Annotated in this window: 27 protein-coding genes; 14 read left to right on the forward strand and 13 right to left on the reverse strand. The window is 65.8% G+C overall.

Annotated elements, in window-relative coordinates; genetic code table 11:
• Entirely contained in the window at nucleotides 1-834 is an 834-nt protein-coding gene (locus tag ACIGJG_RS16890; RefSeq protein ID WP_483672554.1) for a crotonase/enoyl-CoA hydratase family protein, read from the forward strand.
• On the opposite strand, the gene ACIGJG_RS16895 is transcribed toward ACIGJG_RS16890, so the two are convergent.
• The 3 genes from ACIGJG_RS16895 to ACIGJG_RS16905 all read right to left on the reverse strand — a co-directional run bounded on the left by ACIGJG_RS16895 (nucleotide 831) and on the right by ACIGJG_RS16905 (nucleotide 3,142).
• On the reverse strand, nucleotides 831-1,193 hold the full coding sequence (locus ACIGJG_RS16895; protein ID WP_483672555.1) for a DUF2784 domain-containing protein: 363 nt from the start codon (nucleotides 1,191-1,193) through the stop codon (nucleotides 831-833). The genes ACIGJG_RS16890 and ACIGJG_RS16895 overlap by 4 nt on opposite strands.
• Before the next feature lie 22 nt (nucleotides 1,194-1,215).
• Nucleotides 1,216-2,127 (reverse strand): LysR family transcriptional regulator, encoded by a 912-nt coding sequence (locus ACIGJG_RS16900; RefSeq protein ID WP_011299414.1) that lies wholly within the window; start codon nucleotides 2,125-2,127, stop codon nucleotides 1,216-1,218.
• Between the two features lie 64 nt (nucleotides 2,128-2,191).
• Nucleotides 2,192-3,142 carry a LysR family transcriptional regulator gene (locus tag ACIGJG_RS16905; protein ID WP_011299415.1) on the reverse strand — a complete coding sequence of 317 codons (951 nt, stop codon included), beginning with the start codon at nucleotides 3,140-3,142 and terminating at the stop codon, nucleotides 2,192-2,194.
• A gap of 344 nt (nucleotides 3,143-3,486) precedes the next feature.
• Here ACIGJG_RS16905 and ACIGJG_RS16910 point away from each other — a divergent pair, with 344 nt between their 5' ends.
• Nucleotides 3,487-4,782, forward strand: a complete 1,296-nt coding sequence (locus ACIGJG_RS16910) for an MFS transporter (protein WP_011299416.1) — start codon at nucleotides 3,487-3,489, stop codon at nucleotides 4,780-4,782.
• A gap of 29 nt (nucleotides 4,783-4,811) precedes the next feature.
• Nucleotides 4,812-6,026: a M20 aminoacylase family protein gene (locus ACIGJG_RS16915; protein ID WP_220631122.1), complete on the forward strand. Its 1,215-nt coding sequence runs from the start codon at nucleotides 4,812-4,814 to the stop codon at nucleotides 6,024-6,026.
• 12 nt (nucleotides 6,027-6,038) lie between these two features.
• Here ACIGJG_RS16915 and ACIGJG_RS16920 read toward each other — a convergent pair whose 3' ends face one another.
• The gene (locus ACIGJG_RS16920) at nucleotides 6,039-6,890 is read right to left on the reverse strand and encodes a hypothetical protein (RefSeq protein WP_483672556.1); all 852 of its coding nucleotides are present in this window, start codon (nucleotides 6,888-6,890) and stop codon (nucleotides 6,039-6,041) included.
• 177 nt (nucleotides 6,891-7,067) lie between these two features.
• Between ACIGJG_RS16920 and gcl the strand changes: the two genes are divergently transcribed.
• The 6 genes from gcl (at nucleotide 7,068) to ypfJ (ending at nucleotide 14,795) form a co-directional block, all read left to right on the forward strand.
• Nucleotides 7,068-8,852, forward strand: coding sequence for a glyoxylate carboligase (gene gcl / locus ACIGJG_RS16925; RefSeq protein ID WP_011299419.1), 1,785 nt, complete (start codon nucleotides 7,068-7,070; stop codon nucleotides 8,850-8,852).
• Between the two features lie 131 nt (nucleotides 8,853-8,983).
• Nucleotides 8,984-9,766 carry a hydroxypyruvate isomerase gene (gene hyi, locus ACIGJG_RS16930; RefSeq protein ID WP_011299420.1) on the forward strand — a complete coding sequence of 261 codons (783 nt, stop codon included), beginning with the start codon at nucleotides 8,984-8,986 and terminating at the stop codon, nucleotides 9,764-9,766.
• 69 nt (nucleotides 9,767-9,835) lie between these two features.
• Nucleotides 9,836-10,756 (forward strand): 2-hydroxy-3-oxopropionate reductase, encoded by a 921-nt coding sequence (gene glxR / locus ACIGJG_RS16935; protein ID WP_011299421.1) that lies wholly within the window; start codon nucleotides 9,836-9,838, stop codon nucleotides 10,754-10,756.
• 98 nt (nucleotides 10,757-10,854) lie between these two features.
• Nucleotides 10,855-12,162: a glycerate kinase type-2 family protein gene (locus tag ACIGJG_RS16940; RefSeq protein ID WP_011299422.1), complete on the forward strand. Its 1,308-nt coding sequence runs from the start codon at nucleotides 10,855-10,857 to the stop codon at nucleotides 12,160-12,162.
• A gap of 76 nt (nucleotides 12,163-12,238) precedes the next feature.
• Complete coding sequence (pyk, locus tag ACIGJG_RS16945) at nucleotides 12,239-13,702, forward strand: pyruvate kinase (RefSeq protein ID WP_011299423.1); 1,464 nt, start codon at nucleotides 12,239-12,241, stop codon at nucleotides 13,700-13,702.
• 217 nt (nucleotides 13,703-13,919) lie between these two features.
• The gene (ypfJ, locus tag ACIGJG_RS16950) at nucleotides 13,920-14,795 is read left to right on the forward strand and encodes a KPN_02809 family neutral zinc metallopeptidase (RefSeq protein WP_041679739.1); all 876 of its coding nucleotides are present in this window, start codon (nucleotides 13,920-13,922) and stop codon (nucleotides 14,793-14,795) included.
• A 217-nt stretch (nucleotides 14,796-15,012) separates the two neighbouring features.
• On the opposite strand, the gene ACIGJG_RS16955 is transcribed toward ypfJ, so the two are convergent.
• From ACIGJG_RS16955 to ACIGJG_RS16990, 8 genes are all read right to left on the reverse strand, one after another.
• The gene (locus tag ACIGJG_RS16955) at nucleotides 15,013-15,366 is read right to left on the reverse strand and encodes a hypothetical protein (protein ID WP_483672558.1); all 354 of its coding nucleotides are present in this window, start codon (nucleotides 15,364-15,366) and stop codon (nucleotides 15,013-15,015) included.
• 276 nt (nucleotides 15,367-15,642) lie between these two features.
• Entirely contained in the window at nucleotides 15,643-16,062 is a 420-nt protein-coding gene (rnk, locus tag ACIGJG_RS16960; RefSeq protein WP_140949299.1) for a nucleoside diphosphate kinase regulator, read from the reverse strand.
• A gap of 470 nt (nucleotides 16,063-16,532) precedes the next feature.
• Complete coding sequence (locus ACIGJG_RS16965; RefSeq protein ID WP_011299427.1) at nucleotides 16,533-16,982, reverse strand: Cd(II)/Pb(II)-responsive transcriptional regulator; 450 nt, start codon at nucleotides 16,980-16,982, stop codon at nucleotides 16,533-16,535.
• Between the two features lie 75 nt (nucleotides 16,983-17,057).
• Complete coding sequence (speD, locus tag ACIGJG_RS16970) at nucleotides 17,058-17,438, reverse strand: adenosylmethionine decarboxylase (RefSeq protein ID WP_049796479.1); 381 nt, start codon at nucleotides 17,436-17,438, stop codon at nucleotides 17,058-17,060.
• 10 nt (nucleotides 17,439-17,448) lie between these two features.
• Nucleotides 17,449-17,613: a hypothetical protein gene (locus tag ACIGJG_RS16975; protein WP_166487025.1), complete on the reverse strand. Its 165-nt coding sequence runs from the start codon at nucleotides 17,611-17,613 to the stop codon at nucleotides 17,449-17,451.
• Between the two features lie 4 nt (nucleotides 17,614-17,617).
• Complete coding sequence (locus ACIGJG_RS16980; RefSeq protein ID WP_140949300.1) at nucleotides 17,618-19,129, reverse strand: DUF4178 domain-containing protein; 1,512 nt, start codon at nucleotides 19,127-19,129, stop codon at nucleotides 17,618-17,620.
• Nucleotides 19,130-19,138: 9 nt separating this feature from the next.
• The gene (locus tag ACIGJG_RS16985; RefSeq protein ID WP_483672559.1) at nucleotides 19,139-20,161 is read right to left on the reverse strand and encodes an SPFH domain-containing protein; all 1,023 of its coding nucleotides are present in this window, start codon (nucleotides 20,159-20,161) and stop codon (nucleotides 19,139-19,141) included.
• 48 nt (nucleotides 20,162-20,209) lie between these two features.
• A complete protein-coding gene (locus tag ACIGJG_RS16990) occupies nucleotides 20,210-20,596 on the reverse strand; it encodes a DUF350 domain-containing protein (RefSeq protein WP_041680085.1) in 387 nt (128 codons plus the stop codon).
• 181 nt (nucleotides 20,597-20,777) lie between these two features.
• On the opposite strand from ACIGJG_RS16990, the gene ACIGJG_RS16995 reads away from it, so the two are divergent.
• The 5 genes from ACIGJG_RS16995 (at nucleotide 20,778) to ACIGJG_RS17015 (ending at nucleotide 26,545) form a co-directional block, all read left to right on the forward strand.
• Entirely contained in the window at nucleotides 20,778-22,289 is a 1,512-nt protein-coding gene (locus ACIGJG_RS16995; RefSeq protein ID WP_140949301.1) for a polyamine aminopropyltransferase, read from the forward strand.
• Nucleotides 22,290-22,310: 21 nt separating this feature from the next.
• Entirely contained in the window at nucleotides 22,311-23,978 is a 1,668-nt protein-coding gene (locus ACIGJG_RS17000; protein WP_483672560.1) for an NAD(P)-binding protein, read from the forward strand.
• 59 nt (nucleotides 23,979-24,037) lie between these two features.
• A complete protein-coding gene (locus ACIGJG_RS17005) occupies nucleotides 24,038-24,412 on the forward strand; it encodes a hypothetical protein (protein ID WP_245001893.1) in 375 nt (124 codons plus the stop codon).
• A 113-nt stretch (nucleotides 24,413-24,525) separates the two neighbouring features.
• Nucleotides 24,526-25,404: a protease HtpX gene (htpX, locus tag ACIGJG_RS17010; RefSeq protein ID WP_483672562.1), complete on the forward strand. Its 879-nt coding sequence runs from the start codon at nucleotides 24,526-24,528 to the stop codon at nucleotides 25,402-25,404.
• A gap of 79 nt (nucleotides 25,405-25,483) precedes the next feature.
• A complete protein-coding gene (locus tag ACIGJG_RS17015) occupies nucleotides 25,484-26,545 on the forward strand; it encodes a GNAT family N-acetyltransferase (protein ID WP_483672563.1) in 1,062 nt (353 codons plus the stop codon).
• A 4-nt stretch (nucleotides 26,546-26,549) separates the two neighbouring features.
• On the opposite strand, the gene arfB is transcribed toward ACIGJG_RS17015, so the two are convergent.
• Complete coding sequence (gene arfB, locus ACIGJG_RS17020) at nucleotides 26,550-26,954, reverse strand: alternative ribosome rescue aminoacyl-tRNA hydrolase ArfB (RefSeq protein WP_483672564.1); 405 nt, start codon at nucleotides 26,952-26,954, stop codon at nucleotides 26,550-26,552.
• Between the last annotated feature and the right edge of the window lie 19 nt (nucleotides 26,955-26,973).

Raw genomic sequence — 26,973 nt, forward strand, 5'->3', positions numbered from 1 at the left:
ATGAGCGCCAGCAGCACCGACCGCATCATTGTGACCATCGAAGACGGCGTTGCCGACGTCCGTCTCAACCGCGCGGACAAGATGAACGCGCTCGATCCCGCGATGTTCGACGCATTGATCGCCACTGGCGAGCAATTGAAGCAGACACCGGACCTGCGCGCGGTGGTGCTGTCGGGCGAAGGCCGCGCGTTCTGCGCGGGGCTGGACATGGAAAGCATGGCCGGCATGCTGGGCGGCGGCGCGAGCGGCGATCCGGGTATCCGTCCGGGCCGTCTGGCTGCGCGCGTGCACGGCATTTCGAACCGTCCGCAATACGCCTGCATGGTTTGGCGCGAACTGCCGGTGCCGGTATTCGCTGCCGTGCACGGCGTGGCCTTCGGTGGCGGACTACAGGTCGCACTCGGCGCCGATGTGCGCTTCGTCACGGCAGACACGAAGCTCTCCGTCATGGAGATCAAATGGGGCCTTGTGCCGGACATGGCTGGCATGGTGCTGACGCGCGGACTTGTGCGTCCGGACCTGCTGCGCGAGTTGATCTACACCGGGCGTATTGTCACGGGCGCCGAGGCGTGCGAACTTGGTCTGGCCACGCGCGTCGTCGACGATCCACGGGCCGCTGCGCTCGAGGCCGCGCGCCAGGTCGCACAGAAGAACCCGCATGCCATTCGTGCTGCGAAGCGGCTGATGGAGGTGGTGGAGGCCGGCGATAACGCGGCCATTCTGATGGCGGAATCGGTCGAGCAGGACAAGCTGGTCGGATCGCCAAATCAGCGTGAAGCGGTGCGCGCGAATCTGGAGAAGCGTGCGCCGAGGTTCGAACCCGCGCAGCGCTAACTGAGTCGCTGGCGGCGCCACCAGATTGCGTAGATCGCCACGTTAAGGACAAGCACAAACGCACCCAGCCACAGCTGTATGGCTGGGGTTAGTCCAGCCGGATAGATCACCGGCAGCAAATACCGCTCGACAAACCCGCCGCCATACCCAGCCTCCCCGGCCGTCCGACGCAGCGCATTCTCGAGCGGCGTCAACGGACACATGCGGCCCGACCACTCCACGAATACGCCCCACGCCGCCGCAGGGAGATGCACCCACGCCACGCGCGGCCACCGGAACAGCAGCAGCGCGCCGCCGACCACGAAGGCGATGAACAGGAAGTGGACCACGACCACCAGGTCCGCCAGCCACCCCGCCATCAGCGCCCTCCCCTTGCGCGGGTCAGCCGCGCGCCGTCCAGTAGCCCGGCTGCGCGAATTGCGCTTTCAGATGCTCGATGAAGAAGCGGATCTTGGCCGGCACCGGACGCTGCTGCGGGTACACGGCGAGGATGTCGTAATCCGGCAATGCGTACTCGTCGAGCACGGTGACCAATTCGCCGCTCTCCAGTTGCGGCAAGATCTCCCACGTGGAGCGCCAGCCGAGGCCCAGGTGCTCGCCGGTCCAGCGGTGCAGCAATTCGCCATCGTTGCAGTCGAGATTGCCATTGACGCGCACGGTCACGGTCTTGCCGTTCTGCTGGAAATACCAGCCGCGCTGCTGGCCGCCCTGCAGGTTGAAGGCCAGGCAGTTGTGGTGCTCCAGGTCGTCCAGCGTCAGCGGCACGCCGTGCTTGGCAAAGTACGCGGGCGTACCGCACACCACGCGCTTGTTGGTGGCCAGCTTGATGGCGACGAAGTTCGGGTCGATCGCGCCGCCGATGCGGATGCCGACGTCATACCCTTCGCGCACGAGATCGACCACGCGGTCGGTCAGGTTGAACGAAATCTGCACTTCCGGGTTCGCGGCCAGGAAGGCCGGCGCATGCGGCGCCACGTGCTTGCGGCCGAACGCGGCCGGGGCCGACACGATCAGGTGGCCCGTCGCCTTGTGCTTGCCTTCGGCGATCAGCATCTCGGCGCGGTCCAGGTCGGCCAGCGCCTTCTTGCACTGCTCCATGAATACGGCGCCCTGCTCGGTGACCACGATGCGGCGTGTCGAGCGATGCAGCAGCTTGACGCCGATTCGCGCTTCCAGCGCGTTGATGCGGCGCCCGATCATCACGGGCGTGACGTCCTGCGTGAGCGCGGCAGCGGCCATGCTGCCGTGCTCGACCACCGCGATAAAGGCTTCGATTTGCTTGAGTTTGTCCATATGGTGTTGCGTCTCCTGCCCGCCATTGTGCGGCATCGGCGGCGCCGTGACATCGTGCCGGCACTTATGAAGCGGATCGGGACTTGCGCATGGTGGCCAGCGGCTCCTCCATCTGGCGGGCACAATGGCGCACCTCGCGCACGAATTCGGCGCAGACGTGGGTCATCAGGTCCATCGAGCGGTAGACCAGGAACACGCGGAAATCGGGCAATTCGTCCTGGATCGGCAGCGGCGTCAGCGCGTCGCGTACCAGCTGCAGCGGTCCGCCGGTGCCGAAGAAGACGAAATCCGACCACATGCTGACCAGGTCGGTCTTGGTGGCGAGCTGCAGTCCGAGCAGGTTCGACGCGGTCTGCACCACGCGTTTCGGCATTTCGAGCCGGTGCAGGCGCATCAGGCTGGCCAGCGGGCTGCCAGCGTCGTCGACAGGGTCGAGCACGAGCCAGTCGGCATCGAGCAGCGGCCGCAGCCGCCGCGCGCGCCGCAGCGGGTGGCCCGTGCGCACCGCCAGCTTCATGCCGACCGAGAACAGCGGTTCCCACTGGAACGATGCCGAGCCGGGTCCACTATTGGTGGAAATCAGCCCCAGATCGAGCCGCCCTTCGCGCAGTCCCTCCTGAATCTGCTGCGGGCGCAGTTCGAAACCACGCAGCGCCACGTTCGGGAAGCGCTGGCGGAACGCCGCCATGGCGTCCGGCAATGGCCCGCTGGACGCGACCGCCGTGAAACCGATATTGAGTTCGGCCTCGGCATGGCCGCGGATCGACTCGATATCTTCCAGCGCGTGCCGCAGTTCCTGTTCGACCACGCTGGCGCGCTTGACCAGCGCCACGCCGTAGGCCGTCAGGCTCACGCCGCGCACCGAGCGCGACATGAGCGTGACGCCGAGTTCGCGTTCGAGCTCCGCGATCGCCTTCGACAGCGCCGGCTGCGAGATATGCAGCGAACGCGACGCCTCATGGATGCTGCCGTGCTCGGCCACGGCCAGCAGGATGCGCAGTTGTTGCAGCTTCATCGATTCCTTTCTTTTTGTGCAGCAAGCCCGCGTGCAGTGCAGCGCGCCCCGATTGCGGGCGTGGCCTGCGATGCGCGGCGGACGCCGCTTCCCCGCGAACCCGCATCGGTGCTGTGTTTTGCGCGCCGGATCGGTACTTGTCCCGATATCCGTCGGCACCCGGTTATGACGGTGATTCGATTTGGTTATCAATATGAAAATATATGATTTTTTGTCCCGCCGCGTTTGCCTGAATACTTCATCGCAGTCATCGCCACCCCATGGCCAGCGCGGATTCCCACCAACCGGCAAGGAACAAGACCGGCCCCGCGTGCGCCTCCTACCCACCAGTTCGTGGAGACCGCATGAACGACGCCACCCTCGCCGCCGGCAGCGGCACGATTGCCAAGCCGGCGCGACCGCAAAGCCAGTTCCGCCTGATCGCCGCCTGTTCGCTCGGCAATGCGCTCGAGATGTTCGACTTCACCGTCTACAGCTTCTTCTCGCTGCTGATTGGCAAGCTGTTCTTCCCGTCCGACAACCCATACGGCTCGCTGCTGCTGGCTGTCGCAACCTTCGGCATCGGCTTCGTGATGCGCCCGCTCGGTGGTGTGGTGATCGGCAGCTATGCCGACCGCCGTGGCCGCAAGGCCGCCATGACGCTGACCATCGGCCTGATGGTCGCCGGCACGCTGTGCATCGCGCTCGCGCCGCCGTACGCATCGGCTGGCGTGTTCGGCTCGCTGATGATCCTGGCCGGGCGCCTGCTGCAGGGCTTCTCGCTCGGCGGCGAGATCGGCGCATCGACGGCCATGCTGATGGAGTCCGGCGGCGTGCGCGGCCGCGGCTGGCGCGTGAGCTGGCAGCTTGGCAGCCAGGGCATCTCGGCGATGCTGGGTGCGCTCACAGGTGCGAGCCTGTATGCACTGCTGCCGACCGAATCGCTCGAAAGCTGGGGCTGGCGCCTGCCGTTCCTGGTGGGCCTGCTGATCGCGCCCGTGGGCCTCTACATCCGCGCCAATCTCGACGAAACGCACCAGGCCGACGAACATGCGCCGAGTCCGCTCGGCGAGCTGTTCCGCAACCACTGGGCGACGGTCGTGAAAGGCATCCTGGCCACCACGGCCGGCACCGCGACGATGTACCTGGTGGTCTTCTTCATGCCGACCTACATGATCCGCGTGCTCAAGATGCCGCCGTCGCTGTCGTTCCTGTCCGGCTGCGTGACGGGGCTCACGCTGACGGTGGTGTCGCTCGTCGCCGGCCGCCTCGCTGACCGCCTGACGAACCGTAAGCCGCTGGTGGTCGCATCGCTCGTCTTCAGCATGCTCGCCGTGTATCCCGCGTTCTGGCTGATCAACGCGCATCCGAGCGTGCCGCTGGTGCTGTGCCTGTCGGCGCTGCTGACCGCCGGCATCAATCTCGGCACGACGCCAATGTTCCTGATGATGCTGGAAATGCTGCCCGCCGGCGTGCGCGCCAGCGGCCTGTCGGTCATCTACAGCGTCGGCGTGACCGTGTTCGGCGGCTCGTCGCAATTTATCGTCACGTGGCTGCTCTCGCGCACCGGCAACCCGCTGTCGCCGGCGTGGTACATGCTGGTCTGCGGCGCCATCACACTGATCGCCGTGCTCAGCATCCGCGAACGCCGCGCGCACTGATTTCCACCATTCATCCGGAGACCCGATCCATGACTCGCGCACCCACGCTCAAGCCGTTCCAGTACCTGCCGCACCTGCTGCCGAATATCAGCATCGACGCCGAGACCTTCGTCGGCATCCGCCGCCAGATCCACTCGCATCCCGAACTCGGTTTCGAGGTCGGCGCGACCAGCAAGCTCGTGGCCACTCTGCTGAGCGAATGGGGCTACGAAGTGCATACCGGTATCGGCAAGAGCGGCGTGGTCGGACAGTTGAAGCGCGGCACCGGCAAGCGCCGTCTCGGCATCCGTGCCGACATGGACGCGCTGCCGGTCATCGAAGCCACGGGGCTACCCTATGCGAGCCAGCTGCACGGCAAGATGCATGCGTGCGGCCATGATGGTCATACGGCGATCCTGCTCGCTGCTGCGAAGGCAATCGCCGACCATCCCGATTTCGACGGCACGCTGAACCTGATCTTCCAGCCCGACGAGGAGAACCTGTGCGGCGCGCGCGCAATGATCGAGGATGGATTGTTCGAACGCTTCCCGTGCGATGCGGTGTTCGCGCTGCACAACATGCCGGGTGTGCCGGCGGGCACGTTCCGCGTGCTGCCCGGGCCGGTCAGCCTGTCGTCCGATGTGGCTGACGTGACCATCAAGGGCGTGGGTGGCCACGGTGCCATGCCGCACCGCGCGCGCGATCCGATCGCTGCGTCGGCGGCGATCGTCACTGCGCTTCAGACCGTGGTCGCGCGCAATGTCGCGCCTGATGACACGGCGGTGGTGTCGGTCGGCTTCATTCGTGGAGGCGCTACGCATAACGTGATTCCCGAGTCCGTGACGATCGGACTGAACGTGCGCGCGGCACGTCCGGAAACGCGTGCAATGGTCGAGCAGCGCATCCGCGAAATCGTGTCGCTGACAGCGCAGGCGCATGGTGTGGAAGCGCAGATCGATTACCGGCAGCTCACGCCGCCGATGGTCAATGCCGAAGCAGAGACGCAGCTCGCGCAGCGCGTGTGTGCGGAACTGGTCGGTGCGGAGAATGTGGTCACGCAGGCGCCAAAGGGTCTGAACGGGAGCGAGGACTTCGCGTGGATGCTGAATCAGGTGCCGGGGTGCTATCTGATCCTGGGCAACGGTGAAGGGGAGTTCGGCGGGTGCATGGTGCACAACCCGGGATACGACTTCAACGATGCCGTGCTGCCGCTCGGTGCAGCGGCGTGGGTGAGGCTGACGCAGGCGTACCTGGCTGCGCAGTGAATCCGCCGCTTCTTACTGCGCGGGGGCCGGCTCGGTCGATGGTGCCAGGCCCGCGCGCTTCGCGCCCAGCCGCGCGTTGATCTCCGCCGCTTCCGCAAGCACGTGGGACAGCCGCCGCAACGGCCGGCTGCATTGCACGTGCACGTACAGGTAGAACGCGGCACCCACGACCACCATCACGGCATAGAGCCACAGCAGCGATCCTTTCATCTCCGCCTGATGCGGTAGCGGATGCAGCCCGCTGACCAGCACCAGCGCGGCCGGCGCCAGTGCAAGTAGCAGCCCAACGGTGCGCGCCATCCCTTCCCATAGCCGCAATTGCAGCGCCACGCGCCGCTGCCGCGCCTGCAGCTGCAACGGATGAATCCGCCCAAGCCGCCGCAGCAGCGCGTTTTCGATCGCGCTGTCGAGATCCATCTGAACGGCCTGCCAGCGCAGCGGATTGCGCAAGATCGCCAGTACGCCGGGCAGGCGCATCAGCCCCGAGGCCGCATAGCACGCGGCCGACAGCACGAGCAGCGCTTCCGTGAGCCGGATCGACCATGGCGCAAGCGGATGCTTGAGCACCAGCCGCCAGACAACCAGACCGGCTGCGGCAATCAGCGTGGCCACCAGCGTGACGACGAAACCGAGCCAGAAAGCGCGTCCGGCCCGCTGCGGCCATGGCGTCGCCCCCACCGCGCTGGCGGACGCCGGCACTGGCGCGGGCGCCGGAACAGCGGCAAGGGCCTCAAGCAATTCGTAGGTGGAGGGTAGCCGGGAGTACATGGCGGAGAAATGCGGGATCGGGTCGGCGCGGGCAATCCCGCCATTGTCGCCGCAGCAGCACGTCGCGGGTAGCGTCTGGCGTATCCCGATCGTCACATCCCATCTGGAATCCCGGCGCGCCGGGCACGGACGCCAACCGTCCATCGCGGCTTCCAAGGCCAAATTACAAACTACAGGTATCGAATCAACTGATCTCGCTTCCCTTTATCCGACACCCGTTGCGGGAATAGGATCAACTCCAACGGAAAACCCACCCCAACTGGAGACAAGATCATGGCAAAAATGAGAGCAATCGACGCGGCCATCGCGGTGCTGGAGAAGGAAGGCGTGACCACGGCGTTCGGCGTGCCGGGCGCGGCGATCAACCCGTTCTACTCGGCGATGCGCAAGTCGGGCAACATCAGCCACGTGCTGGCCCGCCACGTCGAAGGCGCCTCGCACATGGCTGAAGGCTACACCCGTGCCGAGCCGGGCAATATCGGCGTCTGCGTCGGTACCTCGGGCCCGGCTGGCACCGACATGATCACCGGCCTGTACTCGGCCTGGGCGGATTCGATCCCCATTCTCTGCATTACCGGCCAGGCGCCGCGCGCCCGCCTGTACAAGGAAGATTTCCAGGCTGTCGATATCGAATCGATCGCCAAGCCCGTCACCAAGTGGGCCGTGACCGTGCGTGAGCCGGCCCTGGTGCCGCAAGTGTTCCAGCAAGCGTTCCACATCATGCGTTCGGGCCGTCCGGGTCCGGTGCTGATCGACCTGCCGTTCGACGTGCAGGTGGCCGAGATCGAATTCGATGTCGAGACCTACCAGTCGCTGCAGCCGTACAAGCCGGCCGCCTCGCGCGCCCAGATCGAGAAGGCCATCGCCATGCTCAACGCGGCCGAGCGCCCGCTGATCGTCTGCGGCGGCGGCGTGATCAACGCTGACGCGTCCGATCTGCTGGTCGAGTTCGCCGAGCTGGTCAACGTGCCGGTGGTGCCGACCCTGATGGGCTGGGGCGTGCTCGCCGACGACCACCCGCTGCAAGCCGGCATGGTCGGCCTGCAGACCTCGCACCGCTATGGCAACGCCACGCTGCTCGCCTCGGACTTCGTGATGGGCATCGGCAACCGCTGGGCCAACCGCCACACCGGCAGCGTCGACGTCTACACCAAGGGCCGCAAGTTTGTGCACGTCGATATCGAACCCACCCAGATCGGCCGCGTGTTCGGCCCGGATCTGGGCATCGTGTCGGACGCCAAGGCTGCGCTGGAACTGTTCGTGGAAGTCGCCCGCGAAATGAAGATGGCCGGCCGCCTGCCGTGCCGCAAGTCGTGGGTTGCCGATGTGCAGAAGCGCCGCCGCACCATGCAGCGCAAGAGCGATTTCGACAACGTGCCGGTCAAGCCGCAGCGCGTGTACCGCGAGATGAACCAGTACTTCCCTCGCGACGTGCGCTACGTCAGCACGATCGGCCTGTCGCAGATCGCCGCGGCGCAGTTCCTGTCGGTCAACGAGCCGCGCCACTGGATCAACTGCGGCCAGGCTGGCCCGCTGGGCTGGACCATTCCCGCCGCCATCGGCGTGAAGACCGCATCGCCGAACTCGGACGTGGTGGCGATCTCGGGCGACTACGACTTCCAGTTCATGATCGAAGAACTGGCCGTGGCCGCGCAGTTCAAGGTGCCGTACATCCACGTGGTGGTGAACAACTCCTACCTCGGCCTGATCCGTCAGGCACAGCGCGGCTTCGAGATGGATTACTGCGTGCAGCTCGCGTTCGACAACATCAACGCGCCGGAACTGAACGGCTACGGCGTGGACCACGTCAAGGTCGTCGAAGGCCTGGGCTGCAAGGCGATCCGCGTGTTCAAGCCGGAAGACATCGCGCCGGCCTTCGCCGAAGCGCGTGACCTGATGGCCGAGTTCTCGGTGCCGGTGGTGGTCGAAGTGATCCTGGAGCGCGTGACCAACATCGCAATGGGCACCGAAATCGACAACATCAACGAGTTCGAGCCGATCGAAGACATCGAGGACGCCGACGAGGCCATCCTGAACGAAGAAGTGGAAACGGCGTAAGCAAGCCTCCAAACGCGGCGCGGGCGACAGGCCCGCGCTGCTGTCAGCGCCCCCTGTTTTTGCAGCAGAAACGAAAGCAGTAGCGGCTCCGCACCGGCGGAGCGACAACCACAATTAAACCGGAGAGATTCATGACCAAACTTGCGGCAAACCTCACCATGCTGTTCAACGAAGTGGGCTTTCTCGACCGCTTCGAAGCCGCCGCACGCGCGGGCTTCCGCGGCGTGGAATTCCTGTTTCCGTATGCGTTCCACGCGGACCAGATCGCGGACCGCCTGAACCGCTTCCAGCTGGACCTGGTGTTGCATAACCTGCCGGCCGGCAAGTGGGATGCGGGCGAGCGCGGCATTGCGTGCCACCCGGATCGCGTGAGCGAGTTCCAGGACGGTGTGGGCGAGGCCATCAAGTACGCCAAGGTGCTCGGCGTGCGCCAGCTCAACTGCCTGGTCGGCATCCAGCCGCAGAACGTGAAGCGCGAGCAGGCGCAGGAAACGCTGGTGGAAAACCTGCGCTTCGCCGCCAATGCGCTCGCCGGCGAGCATATCGACCTGCTGATCGAGCCGATCAACACGTTCGATATCCCGGGCTTCTTCCTGTCGCGCACGCAGCAGGCGGTGGACCTGATCAACCAGGTCAACGTGCCGAATCTGTACGTGCAGTACGACATCTATCACATGCAGCGCATGGAAGGCGAGATCGCCAACACGATCAAGGCCAACCTGCCGAAGATCAAGCATGTGCAGCTGGCCGACAACCCGGGCCGCAACGAGCCGGGCACGGGCGAGCTGAACTACCAGTTCCTGTTCAAGTACCTGGACGAAATCGGCTACACCGGCTGGATCGGCTGCGAATACAAGCCGAAGACCACCACTGAAGCCGGCCTGGGCTGGCGCGCCGCCCACGGCGTGCAGTAACAGCGTGCAGTAACGGGTTACCGCACACGCAATCCATCACAGACTTAACATCCAATCGGAGACATCAACATGGCAAACCAACGCAACGTCGGCTTCATCGGTCTGGGCATCATGGGCGCACCCATGGCGGGCCACCTGCGCGCCGCCGGCCACACGCTGTTCGTGCATGACGTCAACCCGGCCCCGCAAGCGCTGGTCGATGCAGGCGTGACCGTCTGCACCAGCGCGGAGGAAGTCGCCAAGCGCGCCGACATCATCGTCATCATGGTGCCGGACACGCCGCACGTCGAAGCCGTGCTGTTTGCCGACAAAGGCGTTGCCGCCGCGCTGAAGGCCGCGGGCAAGGAAGCCAGCTACAGCAAGATCGTCGTCGACATGAGCTCGATCTCGCCGATCGCGACCAAGGACTTCGCTGCGCGCATCAACAAGCTGGGCGCTTCGTACCTGGACGCGCCGGTGTCGGGCGGTGAAGTCGGCGCCAAGGCTGCATCGCTGACGATCATGGTTGGTGGTCCGGAAGAAGCGTTCGACCAGGTCAAGCCGCTGTTCGAGCTGATGGGCAAGAACATCACGCTGGTCGGCGGCAACGGCGACGGCCAGACCACCAAGGTGGCCAACCAGATCATCGTCGCGCTGAACATCCAGGCTGTGTCCGAAGCGCTGCTGTTCGCCTCGAAGGCGGGCGCTGATCCGGCACGCGTGCGCCAGGCGCTGATGGGCGGCTTCGCCGCATCGCGCATCCTGGAAGTGCATGGCGAGCGCATGGTCAAGCGCACCTTCGATCCGGGCTTCCGCATCGAACTGCACCAGAAGGACCTGAACCTGGCCCTGCAAGGCGCCAAGGCGCTGGGCGTAGCGCTGCCGAATACCGCTACCGCGCAGGAACTGTTCAACACCTGCGCTGCCAACGGCTTCGGCAAGGCCGACCACTCGGCGCTGTGCCGCGCGATCGAGATCATGTCGAACCACGACATCGCCAGCGCCAAGTAAGCACATCGCTGTACACGCAACATCCGCAGTACCTGTAGTTGCAGCAAACGCCGTCCCCTTCGCGGGGACGGCCTCAGTTTCAGTTCCCAGGATTCCCCATGCTCGACACCGAAACCAGCGCCGCCCTGCTGACCCCGCAGCGTCCCAGCCTCCAGCCGCGCGCCCTGTTGCGCGACCTGTTCGATACCGCCGTGGCATCGGTCAGCGCCAGCCACTGCCTGCCGCCGCACCTGCCGCATCCGCCGAAGGGCCGCACCGTGGTAATCGGCGCCGGCAAGGCCGCCGCCGCGATGGCGCAGGCTGTCGAAGCGCACTGGCAAGGCGAGCTGAGCGGACTGGTGGTGACGCGCTATGGCCACGGTGCCGACTGCAAGCGCATCGAAGTCGTCGAAGCCGCGCATCCGGTGCCCGATGAAGCCGGCGCCCGCGCCGCGCAGCGCATGGTCGAACTCGTGCAGGGCCTGACCGCTGACGATCTCGTGCTGTGCCTGATTTCCGGTGGCGGCTCCGCGTTGCTCGCCGCGCCCGCGCCTGGCATCTCGCTCGCCGACAAGCAGGCTGTGAACAAGGCCCTGCTGCGCAGCGGCGCGAGCATCGGCGAGATGAACTGCGTGCGCAAGCACCTGTCGGCGCTCAAGGGCGGGCGCCTCGCGTTGCACTGCGCACCGGCGCGTGTCGAGACGCTGCTGATTTCCGATATTCCCGGCGATGACCCCACGCTGATCGCGAGCGGCCCGACGCTGCCCGACGCAACGACGTGCGCCGACGCGCTCGCGGTCATCGCCAAGTACGGCATCGACGTGCCGGCCAATGTGCGTGCCCATCTGGAAAGCGGCGCAGGCGAAACGCCGAAGCCCGGCGATGCACGCTTTGCGGGCCACCGCAGCGTGACGCTGGCCACCGCGCAGCAATCGCTCGAAGCGGCCGCGGCACGTGCGCGCGAACTCGGCTTCGAGGCGCACATCCTGTCCGATTGCATCGAAGGCGAAGCGCGCGACGTGGCGCTCGTGCACGCGGCCATCGCACGCCAGATCGCACAGCACGGCCAACCCTTCAGCAAGCCATGCGTGCTGTTGTCCGGCGGCGAGACCACGGTGACCGTGCGCGGCAAGGGCCGTGGCGGGCGCAATGCGGAATTCCTGCTGTCGCTGGCCGTTGCGCTCGATGGCCTGCCCGGCGTGCATGCGATTGCTTGCGACACCGACGGCATCGACGGCTCCGAAGACAACGCCGGCGCGCTGCTCGCGCCGGATACGCTGACCCGCGCCGCCTCACGCGGCTTGTCGGCCCGCGCGCATCTGGAAAACAACGACGGCTATGGCTTCTTTGCCGGCGTGGACGACCTGATCGTGACCGGCCCGACCCGCACCAACGTGAACGATTTCCGCGCGATCCTTATCGTTTGAGTATCGCGTCCGAACTGAACCGCATTACCGGCGCGCCACCACGGCGCGCCGTTCCGAGAATGGAAGAGGAGACATCATGAGACGCCAGCGCAAAGCCAAGATCGTTGCCACGCTCGGTCCCGCGAGCACCGATATCGCGGTGATCCGACAGCTGTTCGAAGCCGGGGCCGACGTGTTCCGCCTGAACTTCAGCCATGGCACGCATGAAGACCACCGCGCGCGCTACGACGCTGTGCGCCAGATCGAAGCCGAGACCGGCCGCCCGATCGCGGTGCTGGCCGACCTGCAGGGTCCGAAGCTGCGCATCGGCGTATTCGCCGCCGGCAAGGTTGCCGTGCGCGCGGGCGACTCGTTCGTGCTCGACAGCGATCCGACCCCTGGCGATGGCACGCGCGTCCATCTGCCGCATCCGGAACTGTTCCACGCAGCACAGCCGGGCCAGTCGCTGCTGATCGACGATGGCAAGGTGCGCCTTGCGATCGAATCCGTGGCGAGCGGCAGCATCACCACGCGTGTGGTGAACAACGGCACGCTGTCGGACCGCAAGGGTGTGAACGTGCCTGATGCGGTCATCCCTATCCCTGCGCTGACCGAGAAGGACCGCAAGGACCTGGACTTTGCACTGTCGCTGGGTGCTGACTGGATCGGCCTGTCGTTCGTGCAGCGCCCTTCCGACATCGTCGAAGCGCGCGAGATCGTCGGCACGCGTGCCGGCATCCTGTCGAAGATCGAAAAGCCCGCCGCGCTGCAGCAGCTGGAAGAGATCGTGCGTGTGTCGGATTCGGTGATGGTCGCGCGTGGCGACCTTGGTGTCGAACTGCCGCCCGAGCGCGTGCCCGGCGTGCAAAAGCGCATCCTGCGTGTGTGCCGCCAGCTGGGCAAGCCCGTGGTGATCGCTACGCAGATGCTTGAGTCGATGATTGACTCGCCGGTGCCGACGCGTGCTGAAGCCTCGGACGTGGCGAGTGCGATCTATGAAGGTGCGGATGCGGTGATGCTATCGGCGGAGTCGGCCAATGGCCGCTACCCCGTGCCGGCGGTGTCGATGATGAATCGCATCGTCACCGAGGTGGAGCGCGACCCGCTTTATCGCAACCTGCTCGATGCGCAGCATGAGACGCCGCTGAACACCCGTCAGGATGCGATCTGCGCGGCGCTGCGGGAAGTGACGCAGATCATTGGTGCTGTGGCGACGGTGACCTACACGTCGTCAGGTGCGACGGCGCTGCGCGCTGCGCGTGAACGGCCTTGCGCGCCGATCGTCAGCATCACGCCGAACCTCGAGATCGCGCGCCGGCTGGCGATTGCCTGGGGCATTCACTCGACGGTGAGCCCCGACGTGAAGAGCGTTGACGAGATGGTCGAAGCGGCAACGCGTGCGGCGCTGGTTGAAGGCTATGCCGCGCCGGGTGACCAGATCACGATTGCTGCTGGTATGCCGTTTGGGCAGGGCGGAACCACCAACTTGCTGCGCGTGGCGGAAGTCGGCGGCAATGCGGTGGCTGGTGTGGAATCTGTGCGGGAGAGCGCCACAGTCTGATTTGTCTTGGTAGTTGGGCGCTGGCCGCGCCTGGATGGTGTTGATTGCCGCCCGTCACCCGCCAGTCTCATTGTTGAGGTCTGGCGGGTGGCGTTTTTTGTTTTTGGGGTATTGAGAATCGGGATGGTTGATGGGATGTCGTGCATGCCAGACACGCCAACCCTCATTGCTATACTTCATTCCATCCCCGCTCAAATTCCATTCCCTGGAGCCACCAATGCGTCTCGATGACGAAGCCGAAAGCCAAAACGTTGAAGACCGCCGTGGCGGCTTTGGCGGTGGCGGGTTCGGTGGTCCGAAGACCATCGGCATCGGCACCGTCATCATCGCCCTTGCCGCCTCGTATTTCTTCGGCATCGACCCGTCGGTCATCATGCAGGGCGCTTCGGTGCTGCAGGGCCAGCAGGCGCCGCAGCAGCAACAGGTCAACCGGCCACCGGCCACTGACAAGCTGACGGTGTTCACGAAGAAGGTGCTCGGCAATACCGAGCGAACCTGGGAACACATCTTCGAAACCGAGCTCAACCGCCGCTACGAGCCACCCAAGCTCGTGCTGTTCTCGGGAGCCACGCCGACGGCGTGCGGTACAGGGCAATCAGCCATGGGCCCGTTCTACTGCCCCGGCGATCACAAGGTCTATATCGACCTGGCCTTCTATGACGAACTGCGCCAGCGCTTCGGCGCCAGCGGCGACTTCGCGCAGGCCTATGTGATCGCGCATGAAATCGGCCACCATGTGCAGAACCTGCTGGGCGTCTCCGACAAGGTCGATGCGGCGCGCCGCCGCATGGGCGAGGCGCAGGCCAACCAGCTTTCGGTGCGGATGGAACTGCAGGCCGATTGCCTGGCGGGCGTCTGGGCCACCAACGCGCAACGCGCGAACCAGCAGTTGCTGGAGCCTGGCGATATCGAGGAAGGCCTGAAGGCCGCCGCCGCAATCGGCGACGATCGGCTGCAGCGCCAGGCGCAGGGCTATGTGGTGCCGGAAGCCTTCACGCATGGCACCAGCGAGCAGCGCGTGCGCTGGCTGCGGCAAGGCCTGACTACCGGCGATATCCGCAAGTGCGACACGTTCGCCGCGCGCCAGCTCTGAGCCTACGGAAGCCACGCGGACGTTGCGGCACGGCCAACCTGCTCAAGCGCCATGAGTCGCAGGCGCAGCGCCATCCAACAACAGCGCCGTCAGGAATAAAAATCGCCTGCCCGGCGCAGAGAGAAGGAGGAGGAGGTCTGCCGGGCAGGCGGGAGAGAAAACTTGCGGCCACCGAGGTGGCCGCTGCAGGTTCCGGAAGAACCCTGGGGGATACGCGTCAGACTCGGTAGCCGTACAGCGAGCCGTCGCCGGTACGCGAGTTGTCGGTCGAGTTCGCGGAAATCTCGCCGCTGAATGCCGCTGCCCCGTCGGTATAGACGTCGTATTTGCCTTGCTTCGCGCCGTCGGTATAGACGTCGTACTTGCCTTGCTTGGCGCCGTCCGTGTAGACGTCGTATTTGGCTTGCTTGGCGCCGTCCACGTACGGGTCGAACTTGCCGGTGCGCAGTGCGTCGGCGTAGACATCGAACTTGCCTGCCTTGCTGGTCGCGGCAGGGGCAGCGATCGACGCGGCCGACACGGCCAGGGCCGCTACCACGAACGCGCCGCCAATAATGCGTTTGGCGATCATTTCGGACTCCTTCAACTGATTTCGTCTTTCTTTATGTGACCGGCTGACTTCTTGCCGCTACACAATCTTTGTTGTGATGCGAGCACGGACTGAAGCTTAGTCACAGGTAGCGCCATCGGAAATGACGCTGCGACGAATGGTGAGTTGCTAGTCGTGAAACGACGACCTTGCTGACGAACGGTGCGTGTGGATCGCCACCCGCATGCGGCCCTGCCCATGAGCCCATGAGCGTCCGGGCCCGCACGCGTATGTCGTGCGGTGCCCGTCGCACAGGGGTCAGAGCGTGTACTGGCCGCTGGCCTCGGGCTGGAAGGTGATCTCGGTCACCGAGACGTGCTGCTCACGGCCATCGGGCAGGCGATAGCTTACGGTCTCGCCCGCGCGCGCGCCGAGCAGCGCTTGGCCGACCGGCGACAGCACCGACAGGCGGCCTGCATCGAAATCGGCTTCATCGGGATAGACCAGCGTCCACAGGCGCGGCGTCGCGTCGCCCTGCAGCGCGCAGACCAGGCGCGAGTTCATGGTGACGACATCGGTCGGGATGTCTTGCGGCGCGACGATTGCCGCGCGTGCGAGCAGCGCATCGAGCATGTCGGCCATCGGGCCCGCGCCGGGGCGGCTGGCAATGCGCTCCAGACGCGTGACGTCAAGTTCGGTCAGGTAGAGGGTCGGTGCGCTCGGGTTGGTGGCCGTCATGGCTAATCCTCCATCAAGGGTCGTAGTGATCAGGTTTGGCCCGGCATAGCTCGCGGGGCGGCAATGCCGGCACCGGGCCATGCGGGGACATCAGAAAGGTGAAGCGAAAGCTGCATCGGTGCGTCACACGGCGGCTGCAAGTCGCGCGGAACGCACGCATGTCAGGACACTGGCGTAGGGCTCGGGCCCGGTTCGGCCCGGGCCCCGGTGGGGATGGTCAGGCTGGGAACCGGGCGTGATCAGGCGGAGCGCTGATCCGACGTCGAGGCGTGATGCGCGTGGCCAGGGCCGTGGCGCCGGCGCGCACGCACGCCTGCCGCGCGTTGCGGGCAGGAACGGCGGACAGCGATTGGCGAGCTGGCATGGTGATCACGCGAATAATGGGTACTAGGAACTGGAATCACCCGCACCGGTCTGGTGCAGAGAGGGGAACTGGGATCGTAGCACAGGCCGTGCGGCGTGCGCGGTCGTCAACCGGCGTGCCCGCCGCTTGCATGTGCGTGGCACTCGCACGGCGCCCCAGCCGCCGCTTGCTGCAGGTTCTGCAGGATGCCGCATTCGCTGGCGGCCTGGTGCTGGTGGTGACAGGTCTCGCGCAACGCGCGCAACTGGCTTTCCAGCGCTTCCAGCGCCAGGCGCTGCGCATGGATCTGCTCGATCTGCCGGTCCAGCAGCGCGTTGACGTCATCGCAGTCCTGCGACGGATTGCGCTCGAAGTCGCGCAGCCGGCGTACATCGGACAAGCTCATGCCGAGCGAGCGGCAATGCCGTACAAAGTTGAGTTGGACGAGGTGGGTTTCGCCGTAGCGGCGGTAGCCGTTGTCCTCACGCTGCGGGGCATCGAGCACGCCTTCGCGCTCGTAGTAGCGGATGGTTTCGACGTCGCAACCGCTGTGCCGGGAGAGTTCGCCGATTCGCATGGTGCTGGAATCTCTGTAGTGACTACGGGGTTCAACGCAGTGTAGCGCAGAAGCGAATCGTTTGCCGGGGCGGCGTCAGCGGCACCCGGCGATACCGCGGGCTTCATCGCGCAGCGTCATCGTGCGCGGTGCAAGCGCTGCGCGGATATGCTGCGCGGCCATCTCCGGGCGGGCCGTGCCGCACATGAAGATATCCACAGCCGCGAAGCCGTACTCGGGCCACGTATGGATGCTGATATGCGACTCCTTGAGCAGCAGCACGCCCGTGACGCCAAGCCCGGGCCCGAAATGCTGGAAGCGTGCATCCACTGGCGTTGCCCCGGCCACGTGCGCTGCGCCATACAGCACACGTTCGACCAGCGCCGCATCGGTCAGCAGGTCTGGTGCGACACCCTGCAGGTCAAGCAGCAGGTGGCGGCCAAGCACGGCCGGGCACGGCAGCGGGGGCGCATTCACGATGCCGGCCTCACTTGTGCCCACCGCCCGACGACCAGCTGCCACCGCCGCTGCCGCCGCCCCACATGCGGCCGGCCCCCGAGCCGCCGGAACGGGAGTCCGTGCCGGAACCGAGGTTGTAGAACGTCGCGCCGAACAGCACGATCAGTCCGTAAATCAGATAGAGAAGTCGCACGTCGTCAGTCCTTTGACCAGCGGCCCACGAGCCACAGCGGTGCCCACAGCAGCAGCATGGCGAAGACCAGCGTGATCCAGCCGCTGTCTCTGAACAGCGCCACCGGTACGTTGAGGATCGCCAGCACGATGGCGTACCACTTGGCGGCCTTGCGGCAGAACGCGAGATCGGAGTTGTCGGGCGTCTTGCGCGTAGCGGCGTCCGGCCGTGTGGCGGCCTTGGCGAGCGCCTTGTTGTCCTTGAACCATTGCGCCACCTGCACACGGGTCACAGGGACGGAGCGGGTCCACACGATTTCCGTGTCGGAAGTCTCGCGCGTCAGGCGTTGTTGCGGATTGCCGAACTCCGTCAGTTGCGTGCTGTCGCCCACGCGCACGCGCCAGTTGAAGGTGCCGGCGGCATACAGCACTTCGCTGCGATAGTCGAAGCCCTTGCGGAAGAGCCCGCCCTGCCAGGTCGCCACGTCGACGGACGACAGTCGCGGCCAGGTATCGAGTACCTCGACCTTGTCCCAGCCGCTGTCCTGCTCCACGAGCCAGAACATGCCGCGCTCTTCGTTGAAGAGCAGGTATTCGACCCACGTGGACGCCTCGTCCTCGTCGTTGTCCGTGCATTGCATGAGCCCGAGCACGGTATAGGGCTTACCGCCGATATTGCCGGTGTCTCCGGGCGCGAGGCTGGTCTTGAGCGCCTCCAGTTCCTTGTGCTTTTCCAGCACAATGGCGGTGGACGTGGTGCAGTCCACCTCGCTGTGGCAGCTGCCGCAGACGACGAAGCTCGCCATGCCGGCGCGATAGGCAATCGGGCTGCCGCAGTTTGGGCAGGCCAGCGATACCGTCTTGCCGCGGTAGCGGTCCGCCGTGCGGCCGATTTCGTCCGCCCCGCGCAGCAGTTGCGCCTTGAGCTGATCCAGCGTGACAAGCTCGCCCGTGTAGACGGCCGGCGGAAACCCGTCGGCATAGTCGAGCGTCAGGAAGCGGCCTTCGTCGCGGAAGTCGGCCACTTGCGCAGTCCAGCCCGTGCCGACGACGAACGGCAGTTCGCCTTCACCGCCCGTGCAGCGTGCGGTGCGCACGTCGCCGGCGAGCCAGCGCCGCTTGTCGAAGAACAGGCTGTCACCGGGACGCAGGGCCTCGAACTTAGGCGGCGTATCGAACTGTCCGGCCGTGGCCTGTTCCGGCGACAAGCGTCGCGTGAGCATGTACTGGCCCGAGGCATCGGCAAGCCAGCCGTCGCTGCCGTCGTCGAACAGCAGATACCACTCGTTCCACAACCCGGCTTCGTAGCGCAGCTGGATGCGCCCCACCAGCGTGAAGCCTTGCCCCTGCCACTGGCCCGAAGTATTGAGTTGCAGCGGCGTGTAGTCTTCGAGCACGGCCGACATCTTGCCGATGTCCTTGACCGACTCGGCATCCTTGACCAGCGTGCTATGGCAGTACTCGCATACGGCCATGACGGCTGCGGAGGAGCGGAACGCGACCTCCGCGCCGCAACCAGGACAGTTGACCTGTTGCATGCAGCCCCGTCAGCCGACCAGCTTCTTGAGGATCTCGGCCTTGGCGCTGTCGAATTCGGCCTGCGTGATCAGGCTCTTGTCGAGCAGCTCCTTGAGCTTCTGCAGGCGCGCGGTGGGGTCATCCGCTGCTGCCGCTTGCGGCGCGGCAGGCGGCACCGCAGGCGCGGGTACGCCCGGCGCACCCGCCGCGCCGGCCATGGCCTGCCCCATCACCGCACCCGCGGCGAGGCTCGCGCCGAGGCCCGCCACGCCGCCTTCGTTCTGCGCGGCCAGCGGGATCGAACTGGCGACCTGGTACTGGGTGTACTTCGCCATGTCCCCCATCATGCCCATCGAGATGCGCGTGTCGATCGCCTTCTGCAGTTCTTCGGGCAGCGAGACATTGGTGACCGCGAAATTGTCCAGCGCCACGCCATAGCGCTCGAACTCGGGCGCCAGCCGCTCGCGAATAGTCTGCGACATCAGCGCCTGGTTGGCCGCCATGTCGAGGAACGGTAGCGACGACGCGCCGAGCGCATTCGTCATGGTGGCGATCAGCAGGTTGCGCAACTGCTCTTCGACCTCGTCGCGCGTGTATTCAGCACGCGTGCCGCTGATCTCGCTGTAGAACTTCGCCGCATCGGCGACTTTGTACGAGTACAGGCCGAACGCGCGCAGCCGCACCATGCCGAAGTCCGCGTCGCGGATCGTGATCGGCTGCGGCGTGCCCCACTTGCGGCCGATCTGCAGGCGCGTGCTGAAGAAGTAGACATCCGACTTGAACGGTGACTCGAACAACTTGTCCCAGTTCTTCAGGTAGGTCAGCACCGGCAGCGTCTGCGTGGTCAGCTTGTACATGCCGGGGCCGAACACGTCGGCGATCTTGCCTTCGTTGACGAACACCGCCATCTGCGATTCGCGTACGGTCAGGCTGCCGCCGTACTGGATTTCCATGTCCTCCATCGGGTAGCGCCAGGCCAGCACGCCGTCCGTGTCCTCCGTCCACTGGAGGATGTCGATGAACTGCTTCTTGATGAAAGAACCGATGCTCATGTCAGGTCTCCTCTTGCGTGGATGCGCGATCCGGTATTCGGGCGCGTTTCAGGACAGGCAGGCCGCGTTGATCGCGCCCACGGTGACCGAGATGGTGCCCATCAGGGCGCCCATGCCGATGTTGTTGGATTCGATGGCGGCGTCCATGTCGGGCAGCGCGCGGGTCAGGCCAGCGTACACCAGCGCCTGGACAATCATGGCGCCCACCGCCCAGGACAGGAACGTCGGAAAGGTATCGTTGTGCTGGATCGACGAAGACAGCGTGAAGCAGAAACCGAGGAGCGCACCCCCGAGCGACAGCGCTGCCGCAATGTTGCCCTGGCGGATCAGCGTGAACTCGTGGAACGGCGTGATCCTGGTGTAGACTCCGACGAACACGGCAAGCAGGACAAGGCTTGCCAGCAGGTGCAGTGCGTAGGCGTAGATCGGTTGCATGCTGTTTCCATAGCGGTTGTCGACAGCGCCGGTATTCGCGTAGTCATGCGCGCCGATTTCGACGACACAGGACATTTGACTACGATTGCGCCGGCAGCGCGCGAATGCGCCGCAAGTATATCCGCAGTCTCATCCACCAGTTCCCCCCGAACCGTTCAGAACCCCGCCAGACTGCCGCCTGATGCGCGACCGTACCCTCGTTATTTCGGTGTTGATCGTGGCCTCCTGCGGGCTTGGCTACGAACTGATCGCCGGCGCCCTGTCCAGCTATCTGCTGGGCGATTCCATCCTCCAGTTCTCGTCCATCATCGGCTGCTATCTGTTCGCCATGGGCGTAGGGTCGTGGCTGTCGCGCTATGTGAAGGACGAGGACGTGCTCGCCCGCTTCATCGACATCGAGATACTGGTCGGCCTGCTCGGCGGCATCTCGGCGGCGCTGCTGTTCGTGGTGTTCGCGTGGCTGTCGGCGCCGTTCCGCACGGCACTGTACGCCCTGGTGTTCCTGACCGGCGTGCTCGTGGGCATGGAGATCCCGCTGGTCATGCGTATCCTGAACGCGCGCCGTGCGGCCTTCAGCGATCTGGTGAGCCGTGTGTTGACATTCGACTATCTGGGCGCGCTGGCGGTGTCGCTGGTCTTCCCGCTGGTGCTCGCTCCAAGGCTTGGTCTGTCGCGCACCGGCTTCCTGTTCGGCATGCTCAATGCGGCGGTGGCGCTGTACACCACGCGTCTGTTTCGCGACGAGCTGCCGCAGGTGCCGCTGCGCACGATGCGCGCGTTGGTGGTGATCGCGCTGCTTGGTGCTGGCTTTGCCGGGTCGGACCGGCTCACGCACTGGGCCGAACGCGGCCTGTTCGGCGACGAGATTATCCACAGTGAATCGACGCCATACCAGCGGCTGGTGATCACGCGCTGGAAGGACGACCTGCGCCTGTACATCAACGGCAACCTGCAGTTCTCGTCACGCGACGAGCACCGCTATCACGAGGCCCTTGTGCATCCGGTAATGCAAGCGCTGCCGTGGGCGCGCCGCGTGCTGGTGATCGGCGGCGGCGATGGGCTCGCTCTGCGCGAGATCCTGCGACACCGCAATATCGAGCATGTGACACTGGTCGATCTCGATCCGGCCATGACCACGCTGTTCTCGCAGAGCGCCCCGCTGCGCGCGCTCAACCGGGACTCGCTGCGCGATGCGCGCGTGACGGTGGTCAACGCCGACGCCGCGCAATGGATGGAGCAGAACGCCGAGGTATTCGACGCCATCATCGTCGACCTGCCCGACCCGTCCAACTTCGGTCTGGGCAAGCTGTATTCGGTGCCGATGTACCGGCTGCTGTCGCGCCATCTGGCCGAGAAGGGTTATGCGGTGGTGCAGTCGACTTCGCCGTACTACGCGCCGCGCTCGTTCTGGGGCATCGATGCAACGTTGCACGAGGCCGGCCTGCATACGTGGCCCTACCATGCCTATGTGCCGTCGTTCGGGGAATGGGGTTTCATCCTCGCCGGCAAACGCAGCGACTACACGCCGCCGACCCGCTATGACATGCCGATGAAATTCCTGGATGCGGACAGCACCGCGCTGATGTTCCGCTTCCCGCCCGACATGGCGCCGCGCGCGGGCCATGCAAACCGCCTCAACGAGCAATCGCTCGTGCATGACTTCGAGCAGGACTGGGGCAATGTCATTCGCTGATACGCCGACGAAAGCACAGTGATGGATCGCCGCACGTTCCTGATCGGCGCGTCCGCCGCGCTGGCCGGCTGCGACCGGCTTGGCGATGCGTCGCGCCGCTTCCTGTCCGGTGTGGGATTTTATGAGCCCCCGCCTGTCGTGCTGCGTCCGGGCATGGCGCAGGGCCATGCATTGCGCGACGACGCGCGATTGCCGCAGCCCGACGGCGAATTACGCACGGACGTCGCCATTCTCGGCAGCGGTGCAGCAGGCCTGTCAGCCGCATGGCAACTCGCGCGCGCGGGCAAGCGCGATTTCATCGTGATCGACGGTCCCGAATTCGGCGGCAATACGGCGGCGGGGCAGTTCGGTGACCTGGGCTTTCCGCGCGGCGCGCACTACCTGCCGCTGCCGTCGGCGGAGTCGACGCATATGCGCGAGATGCTCGCCGACGTCGGCGTGATCGAACAGGATCCGTTCAGCGCGCGACCACGCTTCGATGAGCGCGCCGTTGTGCACGCGCCGGAAGAGCGGCACTTTCGCAACGGCCGGTGGCATGACGGCCTGTTGCCGAACGACGGACTCGAGGCCGACGAACGCGCGCAGCATGCGCGCTTCTTCTCGCACATCAACGAACTCCGCGACACGCGCGGCAACGACGGGCGCCGCGTCTTCACCATTCCGCTCGCGCTGGCGTCGCGGGACCCGAAGTGGACAGCGCTCGATACGCGCACTTTCCGTCAGTGGTTGCTCAACGAAGGCTTCACGTCATCGACGCTCCATGCCTACGCCGACTATTGCTGCCGCGACGACTACGGCGCCGGCCACGATGTCGTCTCAGCATGGGCAGGCCTGCACTACTTCGCGAGCCGCGGCGGCCATGCGCAGAACGCCGCAGATGGCGCGGTGCTGACCTGGCCGGACGGGCTGCACGGACTGGTGTCGAAGCTGACTGCGCGAATCATTGCACTCGCCGGCCGCCCGGACTGGCATCGCCCCGGCATGGCGCTCAAGGTGGAGGAATCGCGCGACGGCGTTGAGGTGCTCTGCACCGGCATGGCGGACGCGAACGGCGTACCGCGCACGGTGCGCTTGCGCGCGCGGCGCGTGATCTGCGCCATGCCGCTGCACGTGGCCGCGCACCTGATGCCGCTCGCGCGCTTCGGCTTCGACGCGACGCGCCACCTGCCACCCCATGCGGCCTGGCTGGTGTCGAGCTTCCGGCTGCGTGGCTTTCCCGCCGAAGCACCGGGCGTGCCGCTGGCCTGGGACAATGTCGTCCATGGTTCCCGCGCCCTCGGCTATGTGGTGGCGACGCACCAGATGATCCGGCAAGCGCCACCGCCACGTACGGTCTTCACAGCCTATTGCCCGCTCGATCGTGCTGCGCTTGGCCATTCCGCAGCGCCGGGCGAGGTGCGGCGCTGGCTGGCCGAAGCGACCCCGGGCGACCTGATGGACTACGCCGTGACCGACCTGCGCGAAGTCTACGGCCGTGGATTCTGGCGCCACGCCGATCGTGTGGAAATCACCGCACGCGGGCACGCCATGGCGTCGCCGTTGCCGGGTTTCCTGACCAACGCGGGCGCGGCGGCGCTGCGCGCGCTGGACGGGCCCATCCAGTTCGCGCACGCCGACCTGTCGGGGCTGTCGGTCTTCGAGGAGGCCGCCTGGTGGGGTACCCGGGCCGCCACACGCATGGTTGGCTAGCGATCATTACGCCACCGCGAGGCACGGCGCCATCCTGTAGAATTCGGGACGTCCCCATTGTGTTTCCGTTTCGCGTGCGCACCATCCGGCTCCTCCTGCTGGTTCTGATGCTGGCCTACATGCCGTTCCAGGCCTGGGCCGGTACCGCCGTGCACGTTTCCGATGCGGCCGCCTGCGTCACGCAGCACGCCGACAACCACCGGGCCGGCCTGTGTGCTGCAGTGGAAGACGCCGCTCCCGGGGGCACCGCCCCTGCCGATGTGGCCGAGGCCGCCGAGTCTTCACCGCTCGGTGCCGACCTTGCGGAACAGCTTCTGCCCGCCCCCCAGTTGCGCGTCGTCGCCGGTTCCGCCCAGTCCGGGCTGCCGCGCTACGCCGGCGCTGCCCTGCCTGACCCCGACCTTCCTCTGCTGCCGCGCCCACCGCGCGGCTGATCCCCACCTGCGCGGCAATCGTCGCGCATGACCGTTCCTGCGTGCAGTGCCGTTGAAGCGCCGCGCGCGCCTGCGGCTCGTCCGCGTCTTTCCTGCTGTCTTGTTCCACACTCATGAAACGCGTCCTGCTTTTCCTGGCGACCAACCTCGCCGTCATGCTTGTCCTCAGCATCACCGCCAGCGTCCTTGGCGTGAACCGCTTCCTGACCGCCAACGGTCTCAACTTCGGCATGCTGCTCGCTTTTGCCGCGCTGATGGGCTTCGGCGGCGCCTTCATTTCGCTGCTGATGTCCAAAACCATTGCCAAGTGGTCCACCAGTGCGCAGGTCATCACGCACCCGAGCACAAGCACCGAACTGTGGCTGGTGCAGACCGTGCAGAAGCTGTCGCAGAAGGCCGGGTTGCCCATGCCGGAAGTGGCGATCTACGAGGGCGAGCCCAACGCGTTCGCGACGGGCGCGACGAAGAACAGCTCGCTGGTCGCCGTTTCGACTGGCCTGCTGCAGTCGATGTCGCATGACGAGGTGGAAGCCGTGCTGGCGCACGAAGTGGCGCACATCGCCAATGGCGACATGGTCACGCTCACGCTGATCCAGGGCGTCGTCAACACGTTCGTGATCTTCCTTGCGCGCGTGGTCGGCTATTTCGTCGATTCGATGCTGCGCAAGAACGACGAGGAGTCGAGCGGGCCCGGCATTGGCTACATGGTCACGGTGATCGTCTGCGAAATCGTCTTCGGCGTGCTGGCCAGCATCATCGTGGCCGCCTTCTCGCGCCGTCGCGAGTTCCGTGCCGACGCCGGTGCGGCGAGCCTGATGGGCTCGCCCACGCCGATGGTGGGCGCATTGCGCCGCCTCGGCGGACTGGATGCCGACGGGTTGCCGCAGAACATGCAGGCCATGGGCATAGCAGGTGGAAAGTCGTGGATGGAGCTGTTCTCGAGCCATCCGCCGATCGAGCAGCGCATTGCGGCGCTGCAGTCGGCACGCTGAAGCCGATCCATCGCTGCGACCCGCGCCGGGGCCTCGGCGGCCCGGGCGGTGTCGCAGGCATCCTGTCAGGGAGCAAGAGATGCAAGCGAACCTGTTGGACATAACAAGTACCGCCTGGCGCGCCGCCCTGGGGCGCTGCAGCCATGATTGCCACCACACGCCTGGGTGGCTGAAGACAGCGGAGCGCAGCGAACGCGGGCGGGCGTTTGCGGTGCACGTGACGAACGGCACCCACGAACTGCTCGTGCCGTTCGTGCGCCGCGAGATTACCGAAGGCCTGTGGGACGCCACCTCGGCGTACGGGTACGGTGGTCCGCTCACCAGCACGAGCGCGCCACCGGATTTCGCCGATGCGGCGTTCCGGGCCGCGGTGCAGATGCTGCGTGAAGCCGGCTGCGTGGCCTGCTTTCTGCGCCTGCACCCGCTGCTGAACGCGCACTGGAAAAGTTCGCTGGGCCTTGTGCTCAAGCAGGGACTGACCGTATCGGTCGACCTGACGAAGCCGCCCGAGAAACTCTGGCAGGAGACCCAGTCGCGCCACAAGCTTGGCATCAACCGCGCCCGGCGCGCTGGCGTGACGGTACGGCTCGACAAGAACTTCGAAACGCTCTCGCGGTTCATCGACATCTACAACCAGACCATGACGCGCCGCTGCGCAACGGACTACTACTTCTTCGACAAGCAGTACTACCGTTCGCTGGTGGATGACCTCGGCGATGATTTGTTGCTGATGGTGGCGGAGGAAGCTGACAAGGTCATTGGCGGCGCACTGTTCACCCTCGCGCGGCGGTCCGGCATCATGCAGTACCACCTGTCAGGATCGGACTGGGACTACCGCCACCGGCAGCCGACTAAGATCATCATCCACACCGCACGCGAATGGGGCCGCATGAGCGGCTTCTCGCGACTGCATCTTGGCGGCGGCCTCGGGTCGGCCGCGGACTCGCTGCATGAATTCAAGCGTGGATTCTCGCCGGACACCCACGTCTTCGCCACGCAGCGCGTGGTCATCAATCCCGAAGCTTACCGAGCCTTGTCGGAAGGACGGAGTACCTCGACGGACGATCTGAGCGGCTATTTTCCGGCCTACCGGCAGCCTATTCCCGTCAGGGTGCCGGCGGGCAGCAGGCTCGCTGTGTGAGCGCTCATTCGGTGACGCGGCCGCGCATCGCCTTGACCTGGCTGCGCTGGCTCTTGCCCTCCAGGCGGCGCTTGCGCGAAGCGAGCGTCGGTCTTGTCGCACGGCGCGTGCGCGGTGGTGTTGCCACGCTGGCGACCAGTTCGTGCAGACGCCGAATCGCATCGTCGCGGTTCAGCTCGAGGCTGCGATGCTGCTGCGCCTTGATGACGACCACGCCATCGCGCGTGATGCGGTGGTCATGCAGTTGCAGCAGCCGTTCCTTGTGGTCGGGCGCGAGCGAAGACGTGCGCACGTCGTAGCGCAGATGCACCGCGTTAGACACCTTGTTGATGTTCTGCCCGCCCGCGCCCTGCGCGCGAATCGCCGTGATGTCGTACTCGTGGTGGGGAATCAGGAAATCGTCGGGCATGCACGCATCATAGCAAGCC

The organism is Cupriavidus sp. C1SS-2L, assembly GCF_057073735.1.